Below are 23,822 nucleotides of genomic sequence, written 5' to 3'. Positions count from 1 at the left end.
GGCGCTCACGCTTACCCGACCTACGGTCTCGTAGGCCCGGTAAGCGCAGCGCCACCGGGCAAAACCACTATCGCAACACCATCAGCAGCGCCAGCACGACAACCGCACCGATGCTCATGGACGCCACATACCAGCGCAGGTAACCGTTCTCGCTGTACAGCAGGCCTTTACCTGCAAAGCGGGAGAGGATCGCCGGGATGTTCATCAGGCTGTTCAGCGGGTCGCGCTTCAGCAGCCACGCGATGCCCAGGAACGGCTTAACGAAGATCATGTCGTACAGCCAGTCGAAGCCCCACGCGTTGTACCACCAGGTGCCCAGCAGGCGGCCCGGCGCACTGTTGGCAACGGCAGTCACCAGCGTACGTTTACCCAGCCACAGCCATGCAGCAATCAGGATGCCCGCGATAGCGACCACGCCGGAGGTGATTTCAAGCGTCAGAACGCGACCGTGCTCAAGCTCGGTTGTCGCCGGGAGTACGCCCTGCAGCGGCGGCACGATCATCGCGCCAACGAAGGTGGAGAGTACCAGCAGCACAATCAGCGGCAGGTGATGGGTGATCCCCTTCCCTGCGTGAGCGTGAATTTGTTCTTTACCGTGGAATACGATGAAAATCATACGGAAGGTATACAGGGAGGTCATGAACGCACCGACCAGACCCGCAACCATCAGATTGATATGACCATTCGCCATGGCACCCGCAAGGATTTCGTCCTTACTGAAGAAGCCCGCGGTGATCAGCGGCAGTGCCGCCAGCGCCGCGCCGCCCACCAGGAAGCAGACATAGACCAGCGGGATGGACTTACGCAGTCCGCCCATCTTGAAGATGTTCTGCTCGTGGTGGCAGGCCAGGATCACCGAACCGGATGAGAGGAACAGCAGCGCTTTAAAGAATGCGTGCGTCATCAGGTGGAAAATGGCCGCGTCCCACGCCTGAACGCCCAGCGCCAGGAACATGTAGCCAATCTGGCTCATGGTGGAGTACGCGAGAACGCGTTTGATGTCGGTCTGCACCAGCGCGGCAAAGCCTGCCAGCACCAGCGTGACTGCACCGACGATACCCACCAGATGCAGAATTTCCGGGGTCATCAGGAACAGGCCATGGGTACGCGCAATCAGGTAGACACCGGCGGTAACCATGGTCGCGGCGTGGATCAGCGCGGAAACAGGAGTTGGACCCGCCATCGCGTCGGCCAGCCATGTCTGCAGCGGCAGCTGCGCGGATTTACCCACCGCACCACCCAGCAGCATCAGCGTTGCCCACCACAGCATGTTGTTGCCTGCTTCGAAGTGCGCCGGCGCCAGTTCCACCATTTCGCGGAAGTTAAGCGTGCCCAGTTCGTTGTAAAGAATGAACAGCGCGAAAGCGAGGAAGACGTCACCCACGCGGGTCACGACGAACGCTTTCATGGCCGCCGCGCCATTCTTCGGATCGGTATAGTAGAAGCCGATCAGCAGGTAAGAACACAGACCTACGCCTTCCCAGCCCAGGTACATCAGCAGCAGGTTATCGGCCAGCACCAGAACCACCATGCTGGCGATAAACAGGTTGGTGTAGGCGAAGAAGCGGGAGTATCCCTCTTCACCGCGCATATACCAGGAGGCGAACATGTGGATCAGGAAGCCCACGCCGGTGACAACGGAGAGCATGGTCAGAGACAGACCATCCAGCACCAGGTTGAAACCGATGTTGAAATCACCGACCGACATCCACGTCCACAGCGGCACGCTGAAAGGCTGGCGTCCGTTGTTAAAGAAGTCGATACCCGCATACGCTGTGACCAGCGCAGCCAGACCGATTGAGCCGATACCCACGGTCGCGGACAGATTCTCAGACCAGCGGCCGCGAGAAAACGCCAGCAGCACGAAGCCAATCAGCGGAAAAATAATGGTTAAGGCAAGCATGTTCATCCACGCAACTCACTTACTGAATCGATGTTCAGGTTCTGGCGGCGACGATGGAGCTGCAGCAACAGCGCCAGGCCAATACTCGCTTCAGCAGCCGCGAGGCTGATGGCGAGAATGTACATCACCTGACCGTCGGCCTGGCCCCAGTAGCTCCCTGCGACCACGAAGGCCAGCGCGGAGGCGTTAATCATGATTTCCAGACCAATCAGCATAAACAGCAGATTGCGGCGGATAACCAGACCGGTTAAGCCCAGAACGAACAAAATCGCAGCGAGGATCAGTCCATGTGTTAAGGGGATCATGCGCGCTCCTCCGTTTTTCTTTTCGCGCGGTCATCAGTGCGGTTGCTCAGCACCTCGCCAGCACGCTCTTCACGGCCGACGTGGAAGGCAACAACCAGACCTGCCAGCAGCAGCATTGACGCCAGTTCAACCGCCAGAACGTAAGGGCCAAACAGCGCAATACCGACTGTCTTAGCGCTGATTGGCGTACCGTCGATGCCCTGATCGTTCACACCCAGAATGGCGTAAACAATCACCACCAGCATGATGGCCGACAGAATTGCCGGACCAATCCACACCTGCGGTTTTAACCACTGACGTTCCTGCTCAATTTCAGAGCCGCCCAGGTTCAGCATCATCACCACGAACACGAACAGCACCATGATGGCACCCGCGTAGACGATGATTTCCAGCGCACCGGCGAAGTGCGCGCCCAGCGCAAAGAACACCCCGGAAATAGCCAGCAGCGAGATGATTAAGTACAGCAGCGCATGCACCGGATTGGTGTGCGTTATCACTCGCAGCGTAGCCAGGATGGCGATAAGGCCACAGATATAAAAAGCGAATTCCATTGCCCTCTCCTTACGGTAACAGGCTCTTGACGTCGATAGGCTTAGCTTCGTTCTCTGCTTCGCCCTTATCTTTGCCGTCGATTGCCATACCCGCCATCCGGTAGAAGTTATATTCCGGGTATTTGCCCGGACCGGAAATCAGCAGATCCTCTTTCTCGTACACCAGATCCTGACGCTTGTACTCACCCAGCTCGAAGTCTGGAGTCAGCTGAATCGCCGTGGTTGGGCACGCTTCTTCACACAGGCCGCAGAAGATGCAGCGTGAGAAGTTGATGCGGAAGAACTCAGGGTACCAGCGGCCGTCGACCGTCTCGGCTTTTTGCAGAGAGATACAGCCTACCGGGCACGCTACCGCACACAGGTTACAGGCAACGCAGCGCTCCGAACCGTCCGGATCGCGCGTCAGCACGATACGGCCACGGTAGCGCGGCGGCAGATATACCGGCTCTTCCGGGTACATCTGGGTTTCGCGTTTGGCAAACGCGTGCAGGCCGATCATCCAGATACTGCGTACCTGGGTGCCGAAACCTACTAATAATTCTTTTAAGGTCATGGTCTAAAGCCCCTTATGGCTGCTGCCAGAGAATGACAGCTGCCGTTACCAACAAGTTGACGAGCGTTAGCGGCAGGCACACTTTCCAGCCGAAGGACATTACCTGGTCATAACGCGGACGCGGTAAGGACGCACGAATCAAAATGAACATCATCATGAAGAACGCGGTTTTCAGCGCGAACCAGATGAACGGCGGTAAGAACGGGCCATGCCAGCCACCAAAGAACAGCGTTACCATCAACGCGGAAATGGTGACGATACCGATGTACTCGCCCACGAAGAACAGACCGAATTTCATACCGGAATATTCAATGTGGTAACCGTCGGCCAGTTCCTGTTCGGCTTCTGGCTGGTCAAACGGGTGACGGTGACACACCGCCACGCCCGCGATAGCAAAGGTAATAAACCCAAAGAACTGCGGGATAACGTTCCAGATGTCGGCCTGGTTGTTGACGATGTCGGTCATGTTAAATGAACCGGCCTGCGCCACCACGCCCATCAGGGAGAGGCCCAGGAACACTTCGTAGCTCAGCGTCTGCGCGGAAGCACGCATCGCACCCAGCAGCGAGTATTTGTTGTTACTGGACCAGCCTGCGAACAGGACCGCGTAAACCGCGAGGCCTGCCATCATCAGGAAGAACAGAATGCCGATGTTCAGGTCAGCGACCACCCAGGTCGGACTGACCGGAACGATAGCAAACGCCAGCAGCAGCGAGGTGAAGGCGATCATCGGCGCCAGAGTAAAGATCACGCGGTCCGAGAAGCGCGGGATCCAGTCCTCTTTAAAGAACATCTTGATCATGTCCGCCACCAGCTGGAGTGAACCACCCCAGCCCACGCGGTTCGGTCCGTAACGGTTCTGGAACAAACCGAGCAGACGACGTTCACCAAAGCTCATGAACGCGCCGCAGGTGACCACCACCAGCAGAATCACAACCGCTTTCAGAATGCTCAGCAGGATGTCGATAAGATCCGGCGTTAACCAACTCATGCTTTTGCCTCCTGCAGGTTATCAAGACGCGCACCCGCCAGTACCGGCGCGATGCCAGGCATACCCATTGGCAGACCGACCTGCCCTGCCGTCAGACCGTCAGAAATAATCAGCGGCAGGCTGATGGTCTGGCCGTCATAGCTAAAGGCAATGTTCGCGCCCGCGTTGACGCCAAGCTTAGCGGCATCCGCCGGGTTGAGCTTGATGTAAGGCTGCGGCATACGGGTCTGGAAGACCGGTGAACGCTGGGACAGCTCGTCGCTACCGAACAGATGATAGTACGGCGCGATACGCCAGTTGCCATCCTGTGCCTGGAAGCTCGCCGGTACGGTGGTGAAGAAGTCCAGACCGGTTTCGGAAGCTTCAATCAGACGCACGCCCGGATCGCCGTGGCGCAGGGAACCGCCCACTTCAGCCTGGAACTTGTTCCACGCCTGCGGGGAGTTCCAGCCTGGTGCCCACGCGAACGGGATTTGCGAACGCGGTGCAGACGGCTGGTTGTTCCCTTCCATGGAGAAGGCGAACATGGTGTCTTTATCCTGCGGCTGGCGCGGTTCGTGCACGCTGATATTGGCGCGCATTGCGGTACGGCCGCTGTAACGGTGCGGTTCACGCGCCAGTTTCTGGCCTCGAATGCGGAAGCTTGCTTCAGGCGCGGCATCTTTAATGCCTGCCAGCTGAGGCAGTTTTTCGACTACCGCGTCGATAACGTGGTCGAGCTGCGTCCAGTCCACTTCACGGCTCTGCACGGTGCTGTGCAGGGAGTGCAGCCAGCGCCAGCTTTCCAGCATCACGGTGCTGCTGTCGTAGTACGCCGGGTCATAAACCTGGAAGAAACGCTGGGCGCGGCCTTCGTTGTTAATAACCGTACCGTCGCTTTCTGCGAAGCTTGCCGCAGAGAGCACCAGGTGCGCTTTGTCCATAATCGCGGTGCGCTGATGGTCAATCACCATCACCAGCGGCGCTTTGGAGAGCGCGGCGTCAACGCGAGCGGCAGAAGCATGACGATGCAGGTCGTTTTCCAGCACCACCACGGCGTCAGCAGAACCGGATTCCAGTTCGCTTAACGCGGCTTCCAGCGAGCCGCCGCCAATCATGCCCAGACCGATGCTGTTCACCGCACGGGCAATCATGGTCACACCGACATCCGCACCGCGGCCTTTCAGGGCTTTGGCCACGTTGGCTGCCGCCTGAATAATCTCCACGCTGCCGGCATTGGTGCCGGAAATAATCAGCGGTTTTTTTGCACCTGCCAGGGCCTGAACAATCACGTCAACCTTGTTCTGCAGGTCGCGATCCAGTTCTACCGCCGGCGAGCTGTTGTCCAGCGCGTGGGCAATCGCAAAGCCAAGGCGCGCCTGATCTTCAACCGGTGCGCAGTAGGTCCACGCCGCGATGTCGTCCAGACGGGTATTGTCAACGTTGGTCACAAACAGAGGATGCTTCGCGCGCTGGCCGATGTTCAGGATCGCCGCAATCTGCCAGTCGGCCACTTTCTGCGCCGCCGCCATTTCACGTGCTTTCCCCTTCACCGCCTGACGAACCGCCAGAGCCGCGCGTGCGCCGGTCTGCGTCAGGTCTTCACCCAGCACCAGAACCGCATCATAAGATTCAATTTCGCGCAGCGCAGGGGTGTGAACACCGCCTTCACGCAGCACTTTCAGCACCAGCTGCAGACGTTCCTGCTCGCCCTGAGCGATACCGGTATAGAAGTTTTCCGCCCCAACCAGCTCGCGCAGCGCGAAGTTGCTTTCGATACTGGCGCGCGGGGAACCGATACCGATCACTTTCTTCGACTGGCGCAGAATATCTGCCGCGCCCTGCATCGCCTGTTCAGCGTTCAGGGTAATGAAGTCGTCGCCACGGCGCTGAACCGGCTGACGCGGACGGTCTTTCAGGTTCACATAGCCGTAGCCGAAACGACCGCGGTCGCAGAGGAAGTAGTGGTTAACGGTACCGTTGTAACGGTTTTCGATACGGCGCAGTTCGCCGTAACGCTCACCCGGGCTGGTGTTACAGCCGAGGGAACACTGCTGGCAGATGCTTGGCGCAAACTGCATGTCCCATTTACGGTTGTAACGCTCGGAGTGGGTTTTATCCGTGAATACGCCGGTCGGGCAGATTTCCACCAGGTTACCGGAGAATTCGCTCTCCAGCGTACCGTCTTCCGGACGACCGAAGTAGACGTTGTCATGCGCGCCATACACGCCCAGATCCTGACCGTCTGCGTAGTCTTTGTAGTAACGCACGCAGCGGTAGCAGGCGATGCAGCGGTTCATTTCGTGAGAGATGAACGGCCCCAGGTCCTGGTTGCGGTGGGTACGCTTGGTAAAGCGATAGCGACGGAAGCTGTGACCGGTCATGACGGTCATATCCTGAAGGTGGCAGTTACCGCCCTCCTCACAAACCGGACAGTCGTGCGGGTGGTTGGTCATCAACCACTCCACCACGCTTTCGCGGAACTGTTTGGCTTCTTCGTCATCAATCGAAATAAAGGTGCCTTCGGTGGCTGGCGTCATACAGGACATCACCAGGCGACCACGCGTGTCTTCCGCGTTTTGATATTGCTTCACCGCACACTGGCGGCAAGCACCGACGCTGCCCAGCGCCGGATGCCAGCAAAAGTACGGAATATCGAGGCCAAGAGACAGACAAGCTTCCAGCAGGTTGTCCGCCCCGTTGACTTCGTATTCTTTGCCGTCTACATGAATCGTAGCCATTAGCATGCTTCCAGTTGGCTCGGCCGAAGCCGAGCGTTAATCAAAATTCTGTTTTTACCAGCGCGCTTTCAGCAGGTTCGGCTGAATCCCATTGATCGAATGGGTATTGCTGAACGGCTGCTTGATGCCTGCTTCGAATTCGTCGCGGAAATATTTAATCGCGCTCTGCAGCGGCTCGACGGCACCCGGTGCGTGGGCACAGAAGGTTTTACCCGGCCCTAAGAATCGACACAGTTGCTCAAGCGTCTCGATATCGCCAGGCTGGCCTTCGCCACGTTCGATTGCACGCAGGATCTTCACGCTCCACGGCAGACCGTCACGGCACGGTGTACACCAGCCGCAGGACTCACGGGCGAAGAACTCTTCCAGGTTACGCACCAGCGACACCATGCCGATCTCGTGGTCGACGGCCATCGCCAGCGCCGTACCCAGACGGCTGCCTGCTTTACCAATGCTTTCGAATTCCATCGGCAGGTCAAGGTGGGCTTCGGTCAGGAAGTCTGTCCCTGCCCCACCCGGCTGCCAGGCTTTGAATTTCAGGCCATCGCGCATGCCGCCGGCGTAGTCTTCAAGAATTTCGCGCGCGGTAGTACCGAACGGCAGTTCCCAGACGCCAGGATTTTTCACGCGACCGGAGAAGCCCATCAGCTTGGTACCGGCATCTTTGCTTGAGGAGATGCCCTGATACCACTCCACGCCGTTCGCGAGGATAGCCGGAACGTTACACAGGGTTTCGACGTTGTTTACGCAGGTCGGTTTCCCCCACACGCCGGAGCTGGCCGGGAACGGTGGCTTGGAACGCGGGTTCGCGCGGCGGCCTTCCAGGGAGTTAATCAGCGCGGTCTCTTCACCGCAGATGTAACGCCCGGCACCGGTGTGCACGAACAGTTCGAAGTCAAACCCGGTACCCAGGATGTTTTTGCCCAGCAGGCCCGCTTCGGTGGCTTCGGCAATCGCGCGACGCAGGTTTTCCGCTGCTTCGATGTACTCACCGCGCAGGAAGATGTAGCCACGGTACGCTTTCAGCGCAAACGCGGAGATCAGCATGCCTTCCACCAGCAGGTGCGGCAGCTGCTCCATCAGCAGGCGGTCTTTATAGGTGCCCGGCTCCATTTCATCGGCGTTACACAGCAGGTAACGGATGTTCATGGATTCGTCTTTTGGCATCAGGCTCCACTTCAGACCGGTGGAGAAGCCCGCGCCGCCGCGGCCTTTCAGGCCAGACTCTTTTACCGCGTTAACGATGTCGTCCGGCGCCATGCCGCCAAGGGCTTTACGCGCACCGGCATAGCCGTTTTTGCTCTGATATTCGTCGAGCCATACCGGCTGTTTGTCATCACGCAGACGCCAGGTCAGCGGATGCGTCTCAGCAGTACGAATTACAGTTTTCATTTGTACTGCTCCAGCAGGTCAGGAATCGCTTCCGGCGTCAGATGACTGTGAGTGTCCTCATCAATCATCATGGTCGGCCCCTTGTCGCAGTTACCCAGGCAGCAGGTTGGCAGCAGAGTAAAGCGACCATCGAACGTGGTCTGGCCCGGCTTGATATTGAGCTTCTTCTCAATCGCAGCCTGAATGCCCTGATAACCGGTGATGTGGCAGACCACGCTGTCACAGTAGCGGATCACATGGCGGCCTACCGGCTGACGGAAGATCTGGCTGTAGAACGTGGCTACGCCTTCTACGTCACTTGCCGGAATACCCAGCACTTTCGCGATCGCATAGATCGCCCCATCCGGCACCCAGCCACGCTGTTTCTGTACGATTTTCAGCGCTTCAATGGACGCCGCACGCGGGTCTTCGTAGTGGTGCATCTCGTGCTCAATGGCGGCACGTTCTGCTTCACTCAGCTCAAAAGCCTCGGTCTGTGGTTGTTGATTCTCGTGCATAATTAGCGGTCCACATCTGACATAACAAAATCGATACTACCCAGATACACAATCAGGTCGGAGACCAGACTGCCGCGAATGGCAGCCGGGATCTGCTGCAGGTGCGCGAAGCTTGGCGTACGCACGCGGGTACGGTAGCTCATGGTGCTGCCGTCGCTGGTCAGGTAGTAACTGTTGATACCCTTGGTCGCTTCAATCATCTGGAAGGATTCTTGCGCCGGCATGACCGGACCCCAGGAAACCTGCAGGAAGTGGGTGATCAGGGTTTCGATATGTTGCAGCGTGCGCTCTTTCGGCGGCGGCGTCGTCAGCGGGTGATCCGCCTTGAACGGGCCTTCCGGCATGTTGTTGAGGCACTGCTCAAGGATGCGCAGACTCTGGCGCAGCTCTTCCACTTTGAGCATCACGCGGGTGTAGCAGTCGGACACGCCGCCGCCCACCGGAACTTCAAAGTCGAAGTTCTCGTAGCCAGAGTAAGGACGGGCCTTACGCACGTCGAAATCAATACCGGTCGCACGCAGACCTGCACCTGTCGTCCCCCACTCCAGCGCTTCTTTCGCGCCGTAGGCAGCAACGCCCTGGGAACGGCCTTTCAGGATGGTGTTACGTAGCGCGGCTTTCTCGTAAGAGGCCAGACGTTTTGGCATCCAGTCGAGGAATTCACGCAGCAGACGGTCCCAGCCACGCGGCAGATCGTGTGCCACGCCGCCGATACGGAACCAGGCCGGGTGCATACGGAAACCGGTAATCGCTTCCACCAGATCGTAGATTTTCTGACGGTCGGTAAAGGCGAAGAATACCGGGGTCATCGCGCCGACGTCCTGAATGAACGTGGAGATGTACAGCAGGTGGCTGTTGATACGGAACAGTTCAGACAGCATGACGCGAATCACGTTAACGCGATCCGGCGTGGTGATACCCGCCAGTTTCTCAACGGCCAGCACGTATGGCATTTCGTTGACGCAGCCGCCGAGGTACTCGATACGGTCGGTATACGGAATGTAGCTGTGCCAGGACTGACGCTCGCCCATCTTCTCAGCACCACGGTGGTGGTAGCCGATATCAGGCACGCAGTCGACAATCTCTTCGCCGTCAAGCTGAAGAATAATACGGAATGCACCGTGCGCAGACGGGTGGTTTGGACCGAGGTTGAGGAACATGAAGTCCTCGTTGTCGGTACCGCGCTTCATGCCCCAGTCTTCCGGCTTGAAGGTCAGCGCTTCCATCTCCAGATCCTGCTTGGCTTTGGTCAGCTCAAACGGATCGAATTCGGTGGCACGTGCCGGGTAGTCTTTACGCAGCGGGTGGCCGGTCCAGGTCTGCGGCATCATGATGCGCGTCAGGTGCGGGTGGCCGTCGAAGGTCATGCCGAACATTTCCCAGGTTTCACGCTCGTACCAGTTAGCGTTCGGGAACAGTTTGGTGATCGTCGGCAAATGCATGTCGTTTTCAGACAATGCCACCTTGAGCATGATATCCGTATTACGGTCTATTGAGATCAGGTGGTAGAAAACGGAAAAATCCGCAGCAGGGAGACCCTGGCGGTGAGTACGCAGACGTTCATCCATGCCGTGTAAGTCAAACAGCATGACGTAAGGTTTCGGCAATTTCTTGAGGAAATCGACCACTTCCAGTAATTGTTCACGCTTCACCCAAACAACGGGTACCCCGGTGCGGGTGGCCTGAACAGTAAAGGCATCCGGCCCAAAACGGTTGCGCAGTTCGCCAATGACTGGGTCATCCAGATGATCCCGGGTCTGCCAGGCGGCTTCTTGCGCGGTTAAGTCGGTCATATTGTTCACCATTGCAAATGGTCCGTGGTGACTGTCAAGCCTGGCTTCGCGCTATTTGAGTAGTGATATGCGAAGGTGTTCTCCAGGCCTACAGGCGCAAATTAAATTTCGTCAGGCGTACGCAGGTTGGTGACGGCAATACGTTCACCACGTTTACGCTCGCGCTCGGACTGCATGTTCGCGCGATACACACCCTGATCGCCAACAACCCACGACAGTGGGCGACGTTCTTTACCGATAGACTCCTGCAGCAGCATCAGCGCCTGCATGTAGGCTTCGGGACGCGGCGGACAGCCCGGGATGTAGACATCCACCGGGATAAACTTATCTACGCCCTGCACGACGGAATAAATGTCGTACATACCGCCGGAGTTTGCACATGCGCCCATGGAGATAACCCATTTTGGCTCCAGCATCTGGTCATAAAGACGCTGAATAACCGGGGCCATCTTGGTAAAGCACGTACCGGCCACCACCATCAGGTCAGCCTGACGTGGGGAAGCACGCAGTACCTCTGCCCCAAAACGCGCAACGTCATGCACCGCAGTGAATGACGTCACCATTTCAACGTAGCAGCAAGAAAGGCCAAAGTTGTATGGCCAGATGGAGTTCTTTCGACCCCAGTTGACCATATCGTGCATGGCATGTTCGAGCTTGCCCATGTACACGCTTTTATTGACTTCTTGCTCCAGGGGGTCGGTTACGATCTCCTGTTTTTGCAGGGGGTAACGGTCATTCTCACCGTTAGGATCTATGCGGGTGAGCGTATAATCCATCTTATTGCCTCGCTGTTACTGCTGACGATTAGAGATACTGTTTTCCGGGTTGATCTGCTCACGGCGTGAACGCGCAGGCGTCCAGTCCAGCGCGCCAATACGCACCAGATAAACCAGACCGGCCAGTAGCACTAAAATGAAAATTGCGGCCTCGACAAAGCCCACCCAACCACTTTCGCGAATGGAGGTCGACCATGCGAAAAGGTAAAGCGCTTCCACGTCGAAGATGACGAAGAACATGGCTACCAGGTAGAACTTGGCAGACAGGCGTAAGCGAGCGGTACCTACTGAATCAATACCTGATTCGAAAGGTGTGTTTTTGTGCCTTGCACGGGCGCGACCGCCCAGGAACCAGCCGCCGACTAACATCAGGCAGCACAGGCCAATGGCTACAATAAGAAAGATTGCGAATGCCCAGTGATGAGCGATGACTTCTGTGGATGTTGACATACTCATTGCTTACTCATCAAAAGTGATACCGACGACACTGCTCTTGCTGGCAGATGGGCATCACATCGATTCATGGGGAGGAACAAATAACCTTACACTAACTGTCAGAAATGAGACGTAGACAGCAAAATGATGGGGTTTTTTACTCCTTTCTATAACCTATTGTCAACTTTAACAAAGGTTTCTTCACATTAAATTACATCGAGCGATTCTCATTAACATTTGGTGCCCTTTAACCCTGGTGGGTACATGACTTTACGTCAAATGCATGTTGTTGAATCGTGTCCGTTTTGGAAGTAAAAAAAATAACCCTCCTATTTTGACAGGATTTGCCAACGATTCCTCCCCCCAAATAGGAGTATTTTCTTGATCTGAGACACGCTTTTGTTAATTCAACCTGGAAAACGGCAACATCTTTCCTGTTTTTTTAACATCGGATGGAGAAGCGGCAAGTTAGAACGGAAAACGAACACGATTTAATCAAACGCATTTAGCTCATTGATATATAGAGCTTATCTGATTAAACCCTGTATCAGGAAAGGGTATTTTTACCAAAAAAAAACCACTTCACGCGAAAATCGCGCGAGTGGCTCTTTTTTACACTTACAATTTGTTACGAGAATTTTGAGTGCTCGATCACTCAAAGTCCCCTTCAACGATCAGGGAGTCATCCCCCCCTTCCGGAGTAACGTGCTCGTACTGCCAGGGATTATGGTAGTTTTCCATCGCCTCGAACACGACTTTCGCCAGCTCGTTATTGCTGGTTGCGTTGTGACACAACAGATACTCCGTATCCGGCAACGCAGGAAGACCATCACTTTTACCCAACACGCGGAGATCCGGACTCATCATTTCCACCGGACGCGCTGTTACGCCGAGCCCCGCTTTCACGGCAGCTCGAACAGCGGGTAGCGTTGAGGCCACATAGGCCAAACGCCACGGAATATTGGCCTCGTTGAGCGCCGACAGTACCATATCCCGGAACGGGCTTGGATCGTCCAGTAAGACCAATGGAATGGGCTCACCTTTTTGCAGTACATATTCAGCCGCACAATACCAATGCGTTGGAGAAGTTCGCAGCGTCAGGCAATTAAATTGCCCGGGACGATGCGTCGTGACCACCAGATCCACTTCATTCTCTTTAAGCATCTCAATCATAAAGGCATTACGCTTTACGCTAACATCCAGCGCAAGCTTCGGATAAACCGAACTGATACGATTGAGAAGAAACGGCAATATCGTATCCGCTGACTCATCAGATGCGCCTAATGTTAACACCCCCTGGAGGTTGCTAAACATTAAAGACATACATGCTTCGTCATTAAAGCGAAGTATTTTCCTGGCATAACCCAGTAGCTGAATACCGTGTTCCGTTAAGAGCTTATTACGTCCATGACGCGCAAAAAGCTCTTTACCGACCAGTTGCTCCAGCCGCTGCATTTGCTGGCTAACGGCAGACTGGGTTCGGCAAACGGCGGCAGCAGCTGCTGCAAAAGTGTTGAGATCGGCGACCGCAACAAACGTTCTCAGCAGATCGAGGTCGAGATTCATTATCGGACGATTTGCATTTATCATATCTATTCACTTTCAGGTTGCTCGTGCGGAGCTGCCCGGGTTGAAGCTGTGTGTAACAGTTAAGCAATTCCCTCTGAAGGTTTCCCTCGCATCCCGGCCCGGCAGACTGCCTGACAGATAGTTATTGTGCTGCTGTATATCAACAGTCAGAAAGCACGTTTCATGACGTTATTTTTATTCTCTTAAACGTTCAGAATATTTAGATGTTCGCAGGTTTCTGTAAATTACATTAAAGGTATGACACCTTTACGGCCATCTGTATCGCAGCGCGGTTAACGTAGCAGGATGTGTTCGGCACACACCAGCCAGAGATAAATCCAACAATAACAATCAATTAATTTAGAAGAGCGGATCCAGATATACAAAACATAGGGCTCTGGCACCTGCTTTCCTGAAAGACATCTTAACCCAAATCCACTTTATTTATAAGTCTTATTGCAATATTAAGGATTAAGAGGGACCGTTAAGCCTCTCAACTAATTTTATTAAAATTAACTAAAGTTGCATTTTGTTGGTTAATAATAAATAAATTTTAATTTTGATTAAGGCCATTCATTAATAACACTTAACATTAATTTCACATGAGTAACTTTTAGCCTAAGCATACTATTCCAACAGTCTGTCTCGAAGCATCTGATTTTACGAAAAGTCACTCAGGGGAACCTCTTACTGCGTATTGGGCATGTTTTTTATTTTTAGCAGCACAATGTTGAAAGTTATCCAAAATAAACAGCATAATCAACTTAAGAACACACTTATTACATTACTTTAGCACAACAGAACTCGCCGCAAGCAGTGAAATAGATTCCACAGGAATTGACGCATTGTACAAAATCTTCTCCTGTACACCCTTCTAAACGAAGCGATGGGGGAGTACATTGTTCCGTGCTGACTTCCACGGCAGGGAGTGGCAATAATAGCGAAAAGGTTAAAGGTTCATGTCCCCTATCGAAAAATCCAGCAAACTAGATAACGTCTGTTACGACATCCGCGGCCCGGTTCTGAAAGAGGCCAAACGCCTTGAAGAAGAAGGCAATAAGGTTCTGAAACTCAACATTGGTAACCCTGCGCCATTTGGTTTTGAAGCGCCGGATGAAATTCTGGTTGATGTGATCCGCAACCTTCCTACTGCACAAGGCTATTGCGATTCAAAAGGACTTTACTCCGCGCGTAAAGCCATTATGCAGCACTATCAGGCGCGCGGCATGCGTGACGTTACCGTTGAAGATATCTATATCGGCAACGGCGTCTCGGAACTGATTGTGCAGGCGATGCAGGCGCTGCTGAACAGCGGCGACGAAATGCTGGTCCCTGCGCCGGACTACCCGCTGTGGACGGCGGCCGTGTCGCTGTCGAGCGGTAAAGCAGTACATTATCTCTGCGACGAGTCCTCTGACTGGTTCCCGGATCTTGATGACATTCGCGCGAAGATTACGCCCCGCACGCGTGGGATCGTGATCATTAACCCGAACAACCCGACGGGTGCGGTCTATTCGAAAGAGTTGCTGATGGAGATCGTCGAGCTCGCCCGCCAGCACAACCTGATCATTTTCGCCGACGAAATCTACGACAAAATTCTGTACGACGCGGCGCAGCACCACTCGATCGCCGCGCTGGCCCCGGATCTGCTGACCGTCACCTTTAACGGCCTGTCTAAAACCTACCGCGTAGCCGGTTTCCGTCAGGGCTGGATGGTACTGAACGGTCCGAAAAAGCACGCCAAAGGCTACATTGAAGGGCTAGAAATGCTGGCGTCGATGCGTTTATGTGCCAACGTGCCGGCACAGCACGCGATCCAGACGGCGCTCGGCGGCTATCAGAGCATTAGCGAGTTTATCGTCCCAGGCGGTCGCCTGTACGAACAGCGCAACCGTGCGTGGGAACTGATCAACGATATTCCAGGCGTATCCTGCGTGAAGCCTAACGGCGCGCTCTATATGTTCCCGAAAATTGACGCGAAGCGCTTCAATATTCACGACGACCAGAAGATGGTGCTCGACTTCCTGCTGCAGGAGAAAGTGCTGCTGGTTCAGGGTACCGCGTTTAACTGGCCGTGGCCGGATCACGTGCGCATTGTGACCCTGCCGCGCGAAGATGACCTCGAAATGGCCATCAGCCGCTTCGGGCGCTTCCTCTCTGGATACCATCAGTAACCTTGCCTTTCTGCCGGGCGGCGTTGCGCTTGCCCGGCCTACAAAACCCACAAATTTGCATCTTGCCTCCCCTCCCCGCACAATGAACGCCTGTCGCAGTAAAGACAAAAGGTAACCTATGAGTCAGAGTCATTTCTTTGCCCACCTCTCCCGCCTGAAGCTGATCAACCGCTGGCCGCTGATGCGCAACGTCCGCACGGAAAATGTGTCAGAACACAGCTTGCAGGTTGCGATGGTCGCTCACGCGCTGGCCGCCATAAAGAACCGCAAATTTAACGGGCAGGTCAACGCCGAACGTATTGCCCTGCTGGCGATGTACCATGATGCCTCGGAAGTGCTGACCGGCGATCTGCCGACGCCAGTGAAATATTTCAACTCGCAGATTGCGCAGGAATATAAGGCGATTGAGAAGATTGCTCAGCAGAAGCTGATCGATATGGTGCCGGATGAATTACGCGATATCTTTGAGCCGCTTATCGATGAACATCAGTACACGGAAGATGAAAAGTCGCTGGTGAAGCAGGCCGACGCGCTGTGCGCCTACCTGAAATGTCTGGAAGAGCTGTCCGCGGGAAATAATGAGTTTCTACTAGCGAAAACGCGTCTGGAAAAAACGCTGGAGTCCCGCCGCAGCGAAGAGATGGATTATTTTATGCAGGTGTTTGTACCGAGCTTCCATTTATCGCTGGATGAGATCAGCCAGGATTCGCCACTCTGATTTTCGCCCAACGGCGTTGTAGGCCGGGTAAGGCGCAGCCGCCACCCGGCAATATTCTCAGAACGGGAATAACACCGGAATCAGCACCACGCACACCACCATCACCAGCACGGTGAACGGCACGCCAATCTTCACGAAATCGCTGAACCTATAATTTCCGGGCCCCAGCACCAGCGTGTTCACCGGCGAAGATACCGGCGTCATAAATGCCGCCGAGGCCGCCATCGCCACCATCATCGCGAACGGATACGGCGACACGCCCATGGATTTCGCCATCGCCAGCGCAATCGGCGCCATCAGTACCGCCGTCGCGGTATTGGAGATAAAGAGACCGATGGTGGCACACATGATAAACAGGCAGACCATCATCATGTACGGCCCATACCCGCCGCCAACGTCCATTAAGCCTTTAACGATCAAATCCACCCCGCCGTTTTTTTGCAGCGCCAGGGCGAAGGGCATCATCCCGACAATGAGAATAATGCTCGGCCAGTGAATGGCTTTATAGGCGCTTTCGGCGTCAATACAGCGGAATTTGCCCATCAGTAGACAGGCAATGATTGCGGCAACCGGGTTGGGGATTTCATCGGTCAGCATCAGCGCCACCATCAGCACCAGACAGAAAATTGCGTGCGGTGCCTGGCTGTGGGCCGGGGAGGCGTCGCTCTCCTCAACAGGCATATTGAGCACCACAAAATCACGCCCTTTTTGCCCGAGCTGGCTTATCAGCTTCCAGTTACCGACGACGAGAAAAATATCGCCCAGCAGGATCGGTTCATCCACCACCGCCCCTTCCATTGCCACGCCATCGCGCTTCAGCCCCACGACGTTCAGGCCATAGCGGGTTCGGAACCCCATTTCCCTCACGGTTTTACCCAACAGCTCCGATTCCGGGATCAGCGACACTTCGGCCATACCGACGTCCAGCGCCTGGTCGGAGAAATACTCGCCGCGCAGCACCATCGGCTCCAGAAGCTGTTCGCTGCAAAACTCACGCAGGTCTACCTCTGCGGTGGACATATCAATTAGCAGAACGTCCCGCGCGCGGAATTCCGACACTCCGTTAACGTTGACGATCACTCGCCGAAAGCGACGCCAGCGCTCCACGCCGATGACGTTCGCACCGTAGCGTTCACGGAGCTTAAGATCGTCCAGCCGTTGGCCAATCATCGGTGAGCCGGGGCGAATAGCCAGACGTCGGGCGCGCCCGGTGAGACGGTACTCTTTAATCAGATCTCGGAAGGTGCGCCGCTTCCAGCCCTCTTTGCTTTTTTCCTGATTTTCGCCTTTCAGGGCAAAACGGGTCAGCAGCATGTAGACCACGCCCATCACCAGAACGACCAGCCCAATCGGGGTAACGCTGAAAAAGCTGAAGCCCTGGAATCCTTCGCGGATCAGCTCGCTGTTGACGACCAGGTTTGGCGGCGTCGCCACCAGCGTCATCATCCCGCTGATCAAACCGGCAAAGCTCAGGGGCATCATCAGGCGCGACGGCGAGATCTGCATCCGCATGGAGACGCTCAGCACCACAGGAATAAAGATGGCGACCACGCCCGTTGAGCTCATAAACGCCCCCAGTCCGGCAACCGTCACCATCAGGTAGATCAGCATTTTGGTTTCACTGCTGCCCGCCACCTTCACCAGCCACGTTCCCATGACGGTCGCTACCCCGGTGCGCACCAGCCCGTCGCCAATGATAAACAGGGCGGCGATAAGAATAACGTTGGGGTCGCTAAACCCGGAGAATGCCTCGGGCAGCGTGAGCGTGCCGCTCAGCACAAATGCGACGATGACAAACAGGGCGACGGCATCCATGCGCACCTTGCCTGTAGCGAAAAGAATGATGGCGATTAACAGCAGGCACAGGACCCAAATCAGTTCACCGTTCACAACCTATCCTTGTCAGTGGAAGATAAGAAATTCTGCCATAAAAAAGCCCCAGCAATGTGGGGCTATATCATGGGATTACACTTTTAGCGAGACGGTTACAACTCCGTCGGGTCCCTTCGTGACGTTAATCGCGGTCAGCGTATTCAGCACAAAATCCGCCTCACTCAACCGGGGGGAATCCGCCGGGACGTTAACGGCGATCACGTGGCTCCCTGCGTTAAGCCCGGCCAGCACGCCGGCAGCTGCATCTTCAACCACCACGCAGTCCGCCGGTGCAAGGCCCAGCAGCTCTGCACCAAGCAAGAACGCATCTGGCTCTGGCTTGCCGCGCTTGACGCGCTCTGCAGTAATGAACACCTCTGGCTTCGGTAACCCCGCCGCCTTATGGCGAGCATGGGCTACGGGAATGGAGCCGGAGGTCACAATGGCCCACGGAATATGCGCCTCGTTAAGATGTTCAAGCAGCTCGCGCGCGCCCGGCAGCGCGGTGATGCCTTCCGTATCGGTAGCCTCAATGTTCTCGAGGTATTTGAACTCTGCCTGAATCTCTTCCTCAGTACGTCCCGCTAAGAAGTGTCGCAAGGAGGTAATGGCCTGTTTGCCATGGATGAAATTCAGTACGTCCTGATGGTCGATGCCGTGCCTGTCGGCCCAATGGCACCATGAACGCTCCACTACCGGCAGCGAATCCACCAGCGTACCGTCCAGATCAAACAGAAAACCTTTACACTGCACATGCACCTCCGTCAGGCATTAATGATTTGTTGAATTTCGTTGCTGCTTAAATGGTACTGGCGCGGGCAGGAGTGCCATACGCCCAGCATGCGCTGGTATTTTTCCCACATTGGGGTTTGCGCGTTAAAGCCGTGAGTACCCGCATCAAAATGGGTATAGCGCCCTTCGGTGTTCACCATGAAGCGAACGTAGCTCAGGTAGCGCGCTTCCGTTGCGGCATCAAAGCCTAAAAAAGTGACGCGGCGCTCGTCGATGGACTGGCGATCTTTGAGATTCGTCCAGGACACATGCAGCGCATGATACATCTCCATGATGTCGATCACGATGCGGCAGGTTTCTTCTTTCAGTTCGCCAAACTCGCGATCCAGTTCGCGCATCTGTAAACCAAATCCGCGTTCGACGATAGTTTGCAAGCGGCTGTAGCGTTCTGCGTTATCGGGATCAAGCATAGTCATCATCTTGTACTGGTTAGACAAAATCAGACGTTGGGCATGGGTCATTTCCATCTTTCGACTCCTGTAGCGCATTGCACTTTAAAAAAAAGACACGGTAACTGTTTGTTACTGTGCCTTCTTTTATTAGTCGTTTCGATGATCAATCACAAGTCATCAAGGAATGTTTTATCAAGTTGCTTAAAAGCACGCTTGAGCGTGTCAGCCAGCGCCTGGTAATCCGGCTTGCCTTCGACCGGTGCCAGCGCCTGACCGGCTTCCTCAAGTTTTCCGCGGACTTCATAAAACCAGTGTAAAATGGTAGGCGGCAGCGGCGTAATTGAGCGTTTCCCCAGCCACCATAGACCCTGCATCGGCAGGCTCAGCGCAAAGAGCGCGGTGGCAACGGCAGGGCCAAGCTGGCCGCCGAGGGCAATTTGCCAGCACAGGGTAAAGATGGCAACAGGCGGCATAAAGCGAATCGCAAAGCGCGTGGCGCGGATAGTGCGATTCTCTATAAACATCGGCGCGAGGCGCTTTTCCAGTGGCCACGTCTTCGCGTAATGCTGCCCCCGACGAAACAGACTAAAGAAATTCACGGATGGGATTTCGGGTGTCGACATGGCTGTACCTCAACTTCACATATAAAAATTAAAATTTTTGTGCAAAACCACAACAGGCTATGACAACGTTCAAAATATTTTGTCATCGCTACCCCGTATCGGGTATCCTGTGCCAGCCTGATAGGGCCGTAGACGAGAACCGTTAACTCGTCAAATTATCGCATATTATGCCATTGTCTGAAAAATGTTCAAAATGGCATAAAATCATAGTTATTTCTTCCATCATGCCACAATGTTCGTTTGGCATGATGTTAATCATAAATGTCCGAGTCATCATGCGTTACGCTGTTAGACTCACTGACGTTTTTTTAGCCACGTATCAATAATAGGTACTTCCATGTCGAGTAAGTTAGTACTGGTTCTGAACTGCGGTAGCTCCTCACTGAAATTCGCCATCATCGATGCGCTCAACGGTGACGAGTACCTCTCTGGTTTGGCCGAATGTTTCCATCTGCCTGAAGCACGTATCAAGTGGAAGATGGACGGCAGCAAACAAGAAGCGGCTTTAGGTGCAGGCGCCGCTCACAGTGAAGCGCTGAACTTTATCGTTAACACTATTCTGGCACAAAAACCAGAACTGTCTGCTCAGCTGACTGCGATTGGTCACCGTATCGTCCACGGCGGCGAAAAATACACCAGCTCCGTCGTGATCGACGAATCTGTCATTCAGGGCATCAAAGACTCTGCATCCTTCGCGCCGCTGCACAACCCGGCTCACCTGATCGGTATCGCTGAAGCGCTGAAATCCTTCCCGAATCTGAAAGACAAAAACGTGGCCGTGTTTGACACCGCGTTCCATCAGACCATGCCGGAAGAGTCTTACCTGTATGCCCTGCCGTACAGCCTGTACAAAGAACACGGAGTACGTCGTTACGGCGCACACGGCACCAGCCACTTCTATGTGACTCAGGAAGCCGCAAAAGTTCTGAACAAGCCGGTTGAAGAAGTCAACATCATCACCTGCCATCTGGGTAACGGTGGTTCTGTTTCCGCTATCCGCAACGGTAAATGTGTTGATACCTCCATGGGTCTGACCCCGCTGGAAGGTCTGGTGATGGGTACCCGTTCCGGTGACATCGACCCGGCGATCATCTTCCACCTGCACGACACCCTGGGCATGAGCGTTGACGACATCAACAAAATGCTGACCAAAGAGTCTGGCCTGCTGGGTCTGACCGAAGTGACCAGCGACTGCCGTTACGTTGAAGACAACTACGCAGAGAAAGCGGACGCTAAACGTGCAATGGACGTTTACTGCCACCGTCTGGCGAAATACATCGGTTCTTACACTGCACTGATGGAAGGCCGTCTGGATGCGGTTATCTTCACCGGTGGTATTGGTGAGAACGCGGCAATGGTTCGTGAACTGTCCCTGGGCAAACTGGGCGTTCTGGGCTTCGAGGTTGATCACGAGCGTAACCTGGCTGCCCGTTTCGGCAAGTCTGGCTTCATCAACAAAGAAGGTACCCGCCCTGCTATCGTTATTCCAACTAACGAAGAGCTGGTCATCGCGCAAGACGCGAACCGTCTGACTGCCTGATTCCACACCGCCAGCAATGCTGGCGGTGCTGTTTTGTCACCCGCCCAATCGCGGCGGTAACGAAAGAGGATAAACCGTGTCCCGTACTATTATGCTGATCCCTACCGGAACCAGCGTCGGCCTGACCAGCGTCAGCCTTGGCGTGATCCGTGCTATGGAACGCAAAGGCGTTCGTCTGAGCGTCTTTAAGCCAATCGCCCAGCCGCGTGCCGGTGGTGATGCGCCAGACCAGACCACCACCATCGTTCGCAAGAACTCCAATCTGCCGGCGGCTGAACCGCTGAAGATGAGCCACGTTGAATCTCTGCTCTCCAGCAACCAGAAAGACGTGCTGATGGAAGAGATCATCGCCAACTACCACGCTAACGCGCAAGATGCGGAAGTGGTGCTGGTTGAAGGCCTGGTCCCGACGCGCAAACACCAGTTTGCCCAGTCTCTGAACTTTGAAATCGCGAAAACCCTGAACGCAGAGATCGTTTTCGTGATGTCTCAGGGCACTGACACCCCGGAGCAGCTGAACGAGCGTATCGAACTGACGCGCAGCAGCTTCGGCGGCGCGAAAAACACCAACATCACCGGCGTGATCGTCAACAAGCTGAACGCACCGGTAGATGAGCAGGGCCGTACTCGCCCTGACCTGTCCGAAATCTTCGACGACTCTTCCAAAGCGAAAGTCATCAAAGTTGATCCGGCTCAGCTGCAGGACTCCAGCCCGCTGCCAGTACTGGGCGCGGTGCCGTGGAGCTTCGATCTGATTGCCACCCGTGCAATCGACATGGCGCGTCACCTGAACGCCACCGTGATTAACGAAGGCGACATCAACACCCGTCGCGTGAAGTCCGTGACCTTCTGTGCGCGCAGCATTCCGCACATGCTGGAACACTTCCGCGCAGGTTCCCTGCTGGTCACCTCCGCAGACCGTCCTGACGTTCTGGTTGCAGCCTGTCTGGCCGCAATGAACGGCGTGGAAATCGGTGCGATCCTGCTGACCGGTGCCTACGAGATGGACCCACGCGTCAGCAAGCTGTGCGAACGCGCGTTCGCCACCGGCCTGCCGGTCTTCATGGTGAACACCAACACCTGGCAGACCTCCCTGAGCCTGCAGAGCTTCAACCTGGAAGTACCGGTTGATGACCACGAGCGTATCGAGAAAGTTCAGGAATACGTTGCGGGCTACATCAACGCAGACTGGATCGAATCCCTGACGGCGACCTCCGAGCGCAGCCGCCGTCTGTCTCCTCCAGCATTCCGTTACCAGCTGACCGAGCTGGCGCGTAAAGCGGGCAAACGCGTTGTTCTGCCAGAAGGCGACGAACCACGTACCGTTAAAGCGGCGGCTATCTGTGCAGAGCGCGGCATCGCGACCTGTGTGCTGCTGGGTAACCCGGATGAGATCACCCGCGTTGCGGCGTCTCAGGGCGTTGAGCTGGGCGCTGGCATCGAAATCGTTGACCCTGAAGTGGTTCGTGAAAGCTACGTTGCCCGTCTGGTTGAGCTGCGTAAGAGCAAAGGCATGACCGAAGCCGTTGCGCGCGAACAGCTGGAAGACAACGTAGTGCTGGGCACGCTGATGCTGGAGCAGGACGAAGTTGACGGTCTGGTTTCCGGTGCGGTTCACACCACGGCGAACACCATCCGTCCACCGCTGCAGCTGATCAAAACTGCACCGGGCAGCTCTCTGGTTTCTTCCGTGTTCTTCATGCTGCTGCCTGAACAGGTTTACGTTTACGGCGACTGCGCGATCAACCCGGACCCAACCGCAGAACAGCTGGCAGAAATCGCTATCCAGTCCGCGGACTCTGCGATTGCCTTCGGTATCGAACCGCGCGTAGCGATGCTCTCCTACTCCACCGGTACCTCGGGTGCAGGTAGCGATGTAGAGAAAGTGCGCGAAGCGACCCGTCTGGCGCAGGAAAAACGTCCTGACCTGATGATCGACGGCCCGCTGCAGTACGATGCTGCGGTAATGGCTGACGTTGCGAAATCCAAAGCGCCGAACTCGCCGGTTGCAGGTCGCGCTACCGTGTTCATCTTCCCGGATCTGAACACCGGTAACACCACCTACAAAGCGGTACAGCGTTCTGCAGACCTGATCTCCATCGGGCCAATGCTGCAGGGCATGCGCAAACCTGTGAACGACCTGTCCCGTGGCGCACTGGTAGACGATATCGTCTACACCATCGCGCTGACGGCGATCCAGTCTTCGCAGCAGCAGTAATGTTAAAA

General features: G+C 55.3%; 20 protein-coding genes. 4 read left to right on the top strand and 16 right to left on the bottom strand.

Features of this window, described 5'->3' with window-relative positions; all coding sequences use genetic code 11:
- Window positions 1–67 precede the first annotated feature (67 nt).
- The 12 genes from nuoL to lrhA form a co-directional block, all read right to left on the bottom strand.
- Entirely contained in the window at window positions 68–1,909 is a 1,842-nt protein-coding gene (gene nuoL / locus KK102_RS09780; RefSeq protein WP_126544370.1) for an NADH-quinone oxidoreductase subunit L, read from the bottom strand.
- Window positions 1,906–2,208, bottom strand: coding sequence for an NADH-quinone oxidoreductase subunit NuoK (gene nuoK, locus KK102_RS09775; protein ID WP_006176506.1), 303 nt, complete (start codon window positions 2,206–2,208; stop codon window positions 1,906–1,908). Before nuoK ends, nuoL begins: the two co-directional genes overlap by 4 nt.
- Entirely contained in the window at window positions 2,205–2,759 is a 555-nt protein-coding gene (gene nuoJ, locus KK102_RS09770; RefSeq protein ID WP_126544369.1) for an NADH-quinone oxidoreductase subunit J, read from the bottom strand. Before nuoJ ends, nuoK begins: the two co-directional genes overlap by 4 nt.
- A 10-nt stretch (window positions 2,760–2,769) precedes the next feature.
- Window positions 2,770–3,312: an NADH-quinone oxidoreductase subunit NuoI gene (gene nuoI / locus KK102_RS09765; RefSeq protein ID WP_010433353.1), complete on the bottom strand. Its 543-nt coding sequence runs from the start codon at window positions 3,310–3,312 to the stop codon at window positions 2,770–2,772.
- Window positions 3,313–3,325: 13 nt separating this feature from the next.
- Window positions 3,326–4,303, bottom strand: coding sequence for an NADH-quinone oxidoreductase subunit NuoH (nuoH, locus tag KK102_RS09760; RefSeq protein WP_010433351.1), 978 nt, complete (start codon window positions 4,301–4,303; stop codon window positions 3,326–3,328).
- Entirely contained in the window at window positions 4,300–7,023 is a 2,724-nt protein-coding gene (nuoG, locus tag KK102_RS09755; protein WP_216357469.1) for an NADH-quinone oxidoreductase subunit NuoG, read from the bottom strand. Before nuoG ends, nuoH begins: the two co-directional genes overlap by 4 nt.
- 54 nt (window positions 7,024–7,077) lie before the next feature.
- Window positions 7,078–8,415: an NADH-quinone oxidoreductase subunit NuoF gene (gene nuoF / locus KK102_RS09750; RefSeq protein ID WP_003861487.1), complete on the bottom strand. Its 1,338-nt coding sequence runs from the start codon at window positions 8,413–8,415 to the stop codon at window positions 7,078–7,080.
- Complete coding sequence (nuoE, locus tag KK102_RS09745; protein WP_008500208.1) at window positions 8,412–8,912, bottom strand: NADH-quinone oxidoreductase subunit NuoE; 501 nt, start codon at window positions 8,910–8,912, stop codon at window positions 8,412–8,414. Before nuoE ends, nuoF begins: the two co-directional genes overlap by 4 nt.
- Before the next feature lie 2 nt (window positions 8,913–8,914).
- Window positions 8,915–10,717, bottom strand: a complete 1,803-nt coding sequence (gene nuoC, locus KK102_RS09740; protein WP_126544367.1) for an NADH-quinone oxidoreductase subunit C/D — start codon at window positions 10,715–10,717, stop codon at window positions 8,915–8,917.
- A gap of 89 nt (window positions 10,718–10,806) precedes the next feature.
- Entirely contained in the window at window positions 10,807–11,481 is a 675-nt protein-coding gene (gene nuoB, locus KK102_RS09735; protein ID WP_003861482.1) for an NADH-quinone oxidoreductase subunit NuoB, read from the bottom strand.
- 15 nt (window positions 11,482–11,496) lie between these two features.
- Complete coding sequence (gene nuoA / locus KK102_RS09730; protein ID WP_010433335.1) at window positions 11,497–11,937, bottom strand: NADH-quinone oxidoreductase subunit NuoA; 441 nt, start codon at window positions 11,935–11,937, stop codon at window positions 11,497–11,499.
- A gap of 630 nt (window positions 11,938–12,567) precedes the next feature.
- The gene (gene lrhA / locus KK102_RS09725; RefSeq protein WP_126544366.1) at window positions 12,568–13,506 is read right to left on the bottom strand and encodes a transcriptional regulator LrhA; all 939 of its coding nucleotides are present in this window, start codon (window positions 13,504–13,506) and stop codon (window positions 12,568–12,570) included.
- Window positions 13,507–14,444: 938 nt separating this feature from the next.
- Between lrhA and alaA the strand changes: the two genes are divergently transcribed.
- Window positions 14,445–15,659, top strand: a complete 1,215-nt coding sequence (gene alaA / locus KK102_RS09720; RefSeq protein WP_008500204.1) for an alanine transaminase AlaA — start codon at window positions 14,445–14,447, stop codon at window positions 15,657–15,659.
- A gap of 118 nt (window positions 15,660–15,777) precedes the next feature.
- Window positions 15,778–16,377 carry a 5'-deoxynucleotidase gene (yfbR, locus tag KK102_RS09715; protein ID WP_010433329.1) on the top strand — a complete coding sequence of 200 codons (600 nt, stop codon included), beginning with the start codon at window positions 15,778–15,780 and terminating at the stop codon, window positions 16,375–16,377.
- 57 nt (window positions 16,378–16,434) lie between these two features.
- On the opposite strand, the gene KK102_RS09710 is transcribed toward yfbR, so the two are convergent.
- From KK102_RS09710 to yfbV, 4 genes are all read right to left on the bottom strand, one after another.
- Window positions 16,435–18,267 carry an SLC13 family permease gene (locus tag KK102_RS09710; protein ID WP_216357468.1) on the bottom strand — a complete coding sequence of 611 codons (1,833 nt, stop codon included), beginning with the start codon at window positions 18,265–18,267 and terminating at the stop codon, window positions 16,435–16,437.
- Window positions 18,268–18,342: 75 nt separating this feature from the next.
- Window positions 18,343–19,002 (bottom strand): sugar phosphatase, encoded by a 660-nt coding sequence (locus KK102_RS09705; RefSeq protein WP_126544364.1) that lies wholly within the window; start codon window positions 19,000–19,002, stop codon window positions 18,343–18,345.
- 11 nt (window positions 19,003–19,013) lie between these two features.
- Window positions 19,014–19,508, bottom strand: a complete 495-nt coding sequence (locus tag KK102_RS09700; protein WP_010433320.1) for a YfbU family protein — start codon at window positions 19,506–19,508, stop codon at window positions 19,014–19,016.
- 92 nt (window positions 19,509–19,600) lie between these two features.
- Window positions 19,601–20,056 carry a terminus macrodomain insulation protein YfbV gene (gene yfbV, locus KK102_RS09695; protein ID WP_126544362.1) on the bottom strand — a complete coding sequence of 152 codons (456 nt, stop codon included), beginning with the start codon at window positions 20,054–20,056 and terminating at the stop codon, window positions 19,601–19,603.
- Between the two features lie 337 nt (window positions 20,057–20,393).
- On the opposite strand from yfbV, the gene ackA reads away from it, so the two are divergent.
- A complete protein-coding gene (gene ackA / locus KK102_RS09690) occupies window positions 20,394–21,596 on the top strand; it encodes an acetate kinase (RefSeq protein WP_010433314.1) in 1,203 nt (400 codons plus the stop codon).
- 76 nt (window positions 21,597–21,672) lie between these two features.
- Window positions 21,673–23,814, top strand: coding sequence for a phosphate acetyltransferase (gene pta / locus KK102_RS09685; protein WP_216357467.1), 2,142 nt, complete (start codon window positions 21,673–21,675; stop codon window positions 23,812–23,814).
- The last annotated feature ends 8 nt before the right edge of the window (window positions 23,815–23,822 follow it).

It is taken from the genome of Enterobacter quasimori (assembly GCF_018597345.1).
GTDB classification, from domain to species: domain Bacteria; phylum Pseudomonadota; class Gammaproteobacteria; order Enterobacterales; family Enterobacteriaceae; genus Enterobacter; species Enterobacter mori.
Note: the sequence above shows the minus strand (reverse complement) of the source record. Positions and strands in the feature narration are given on the sequence as shown.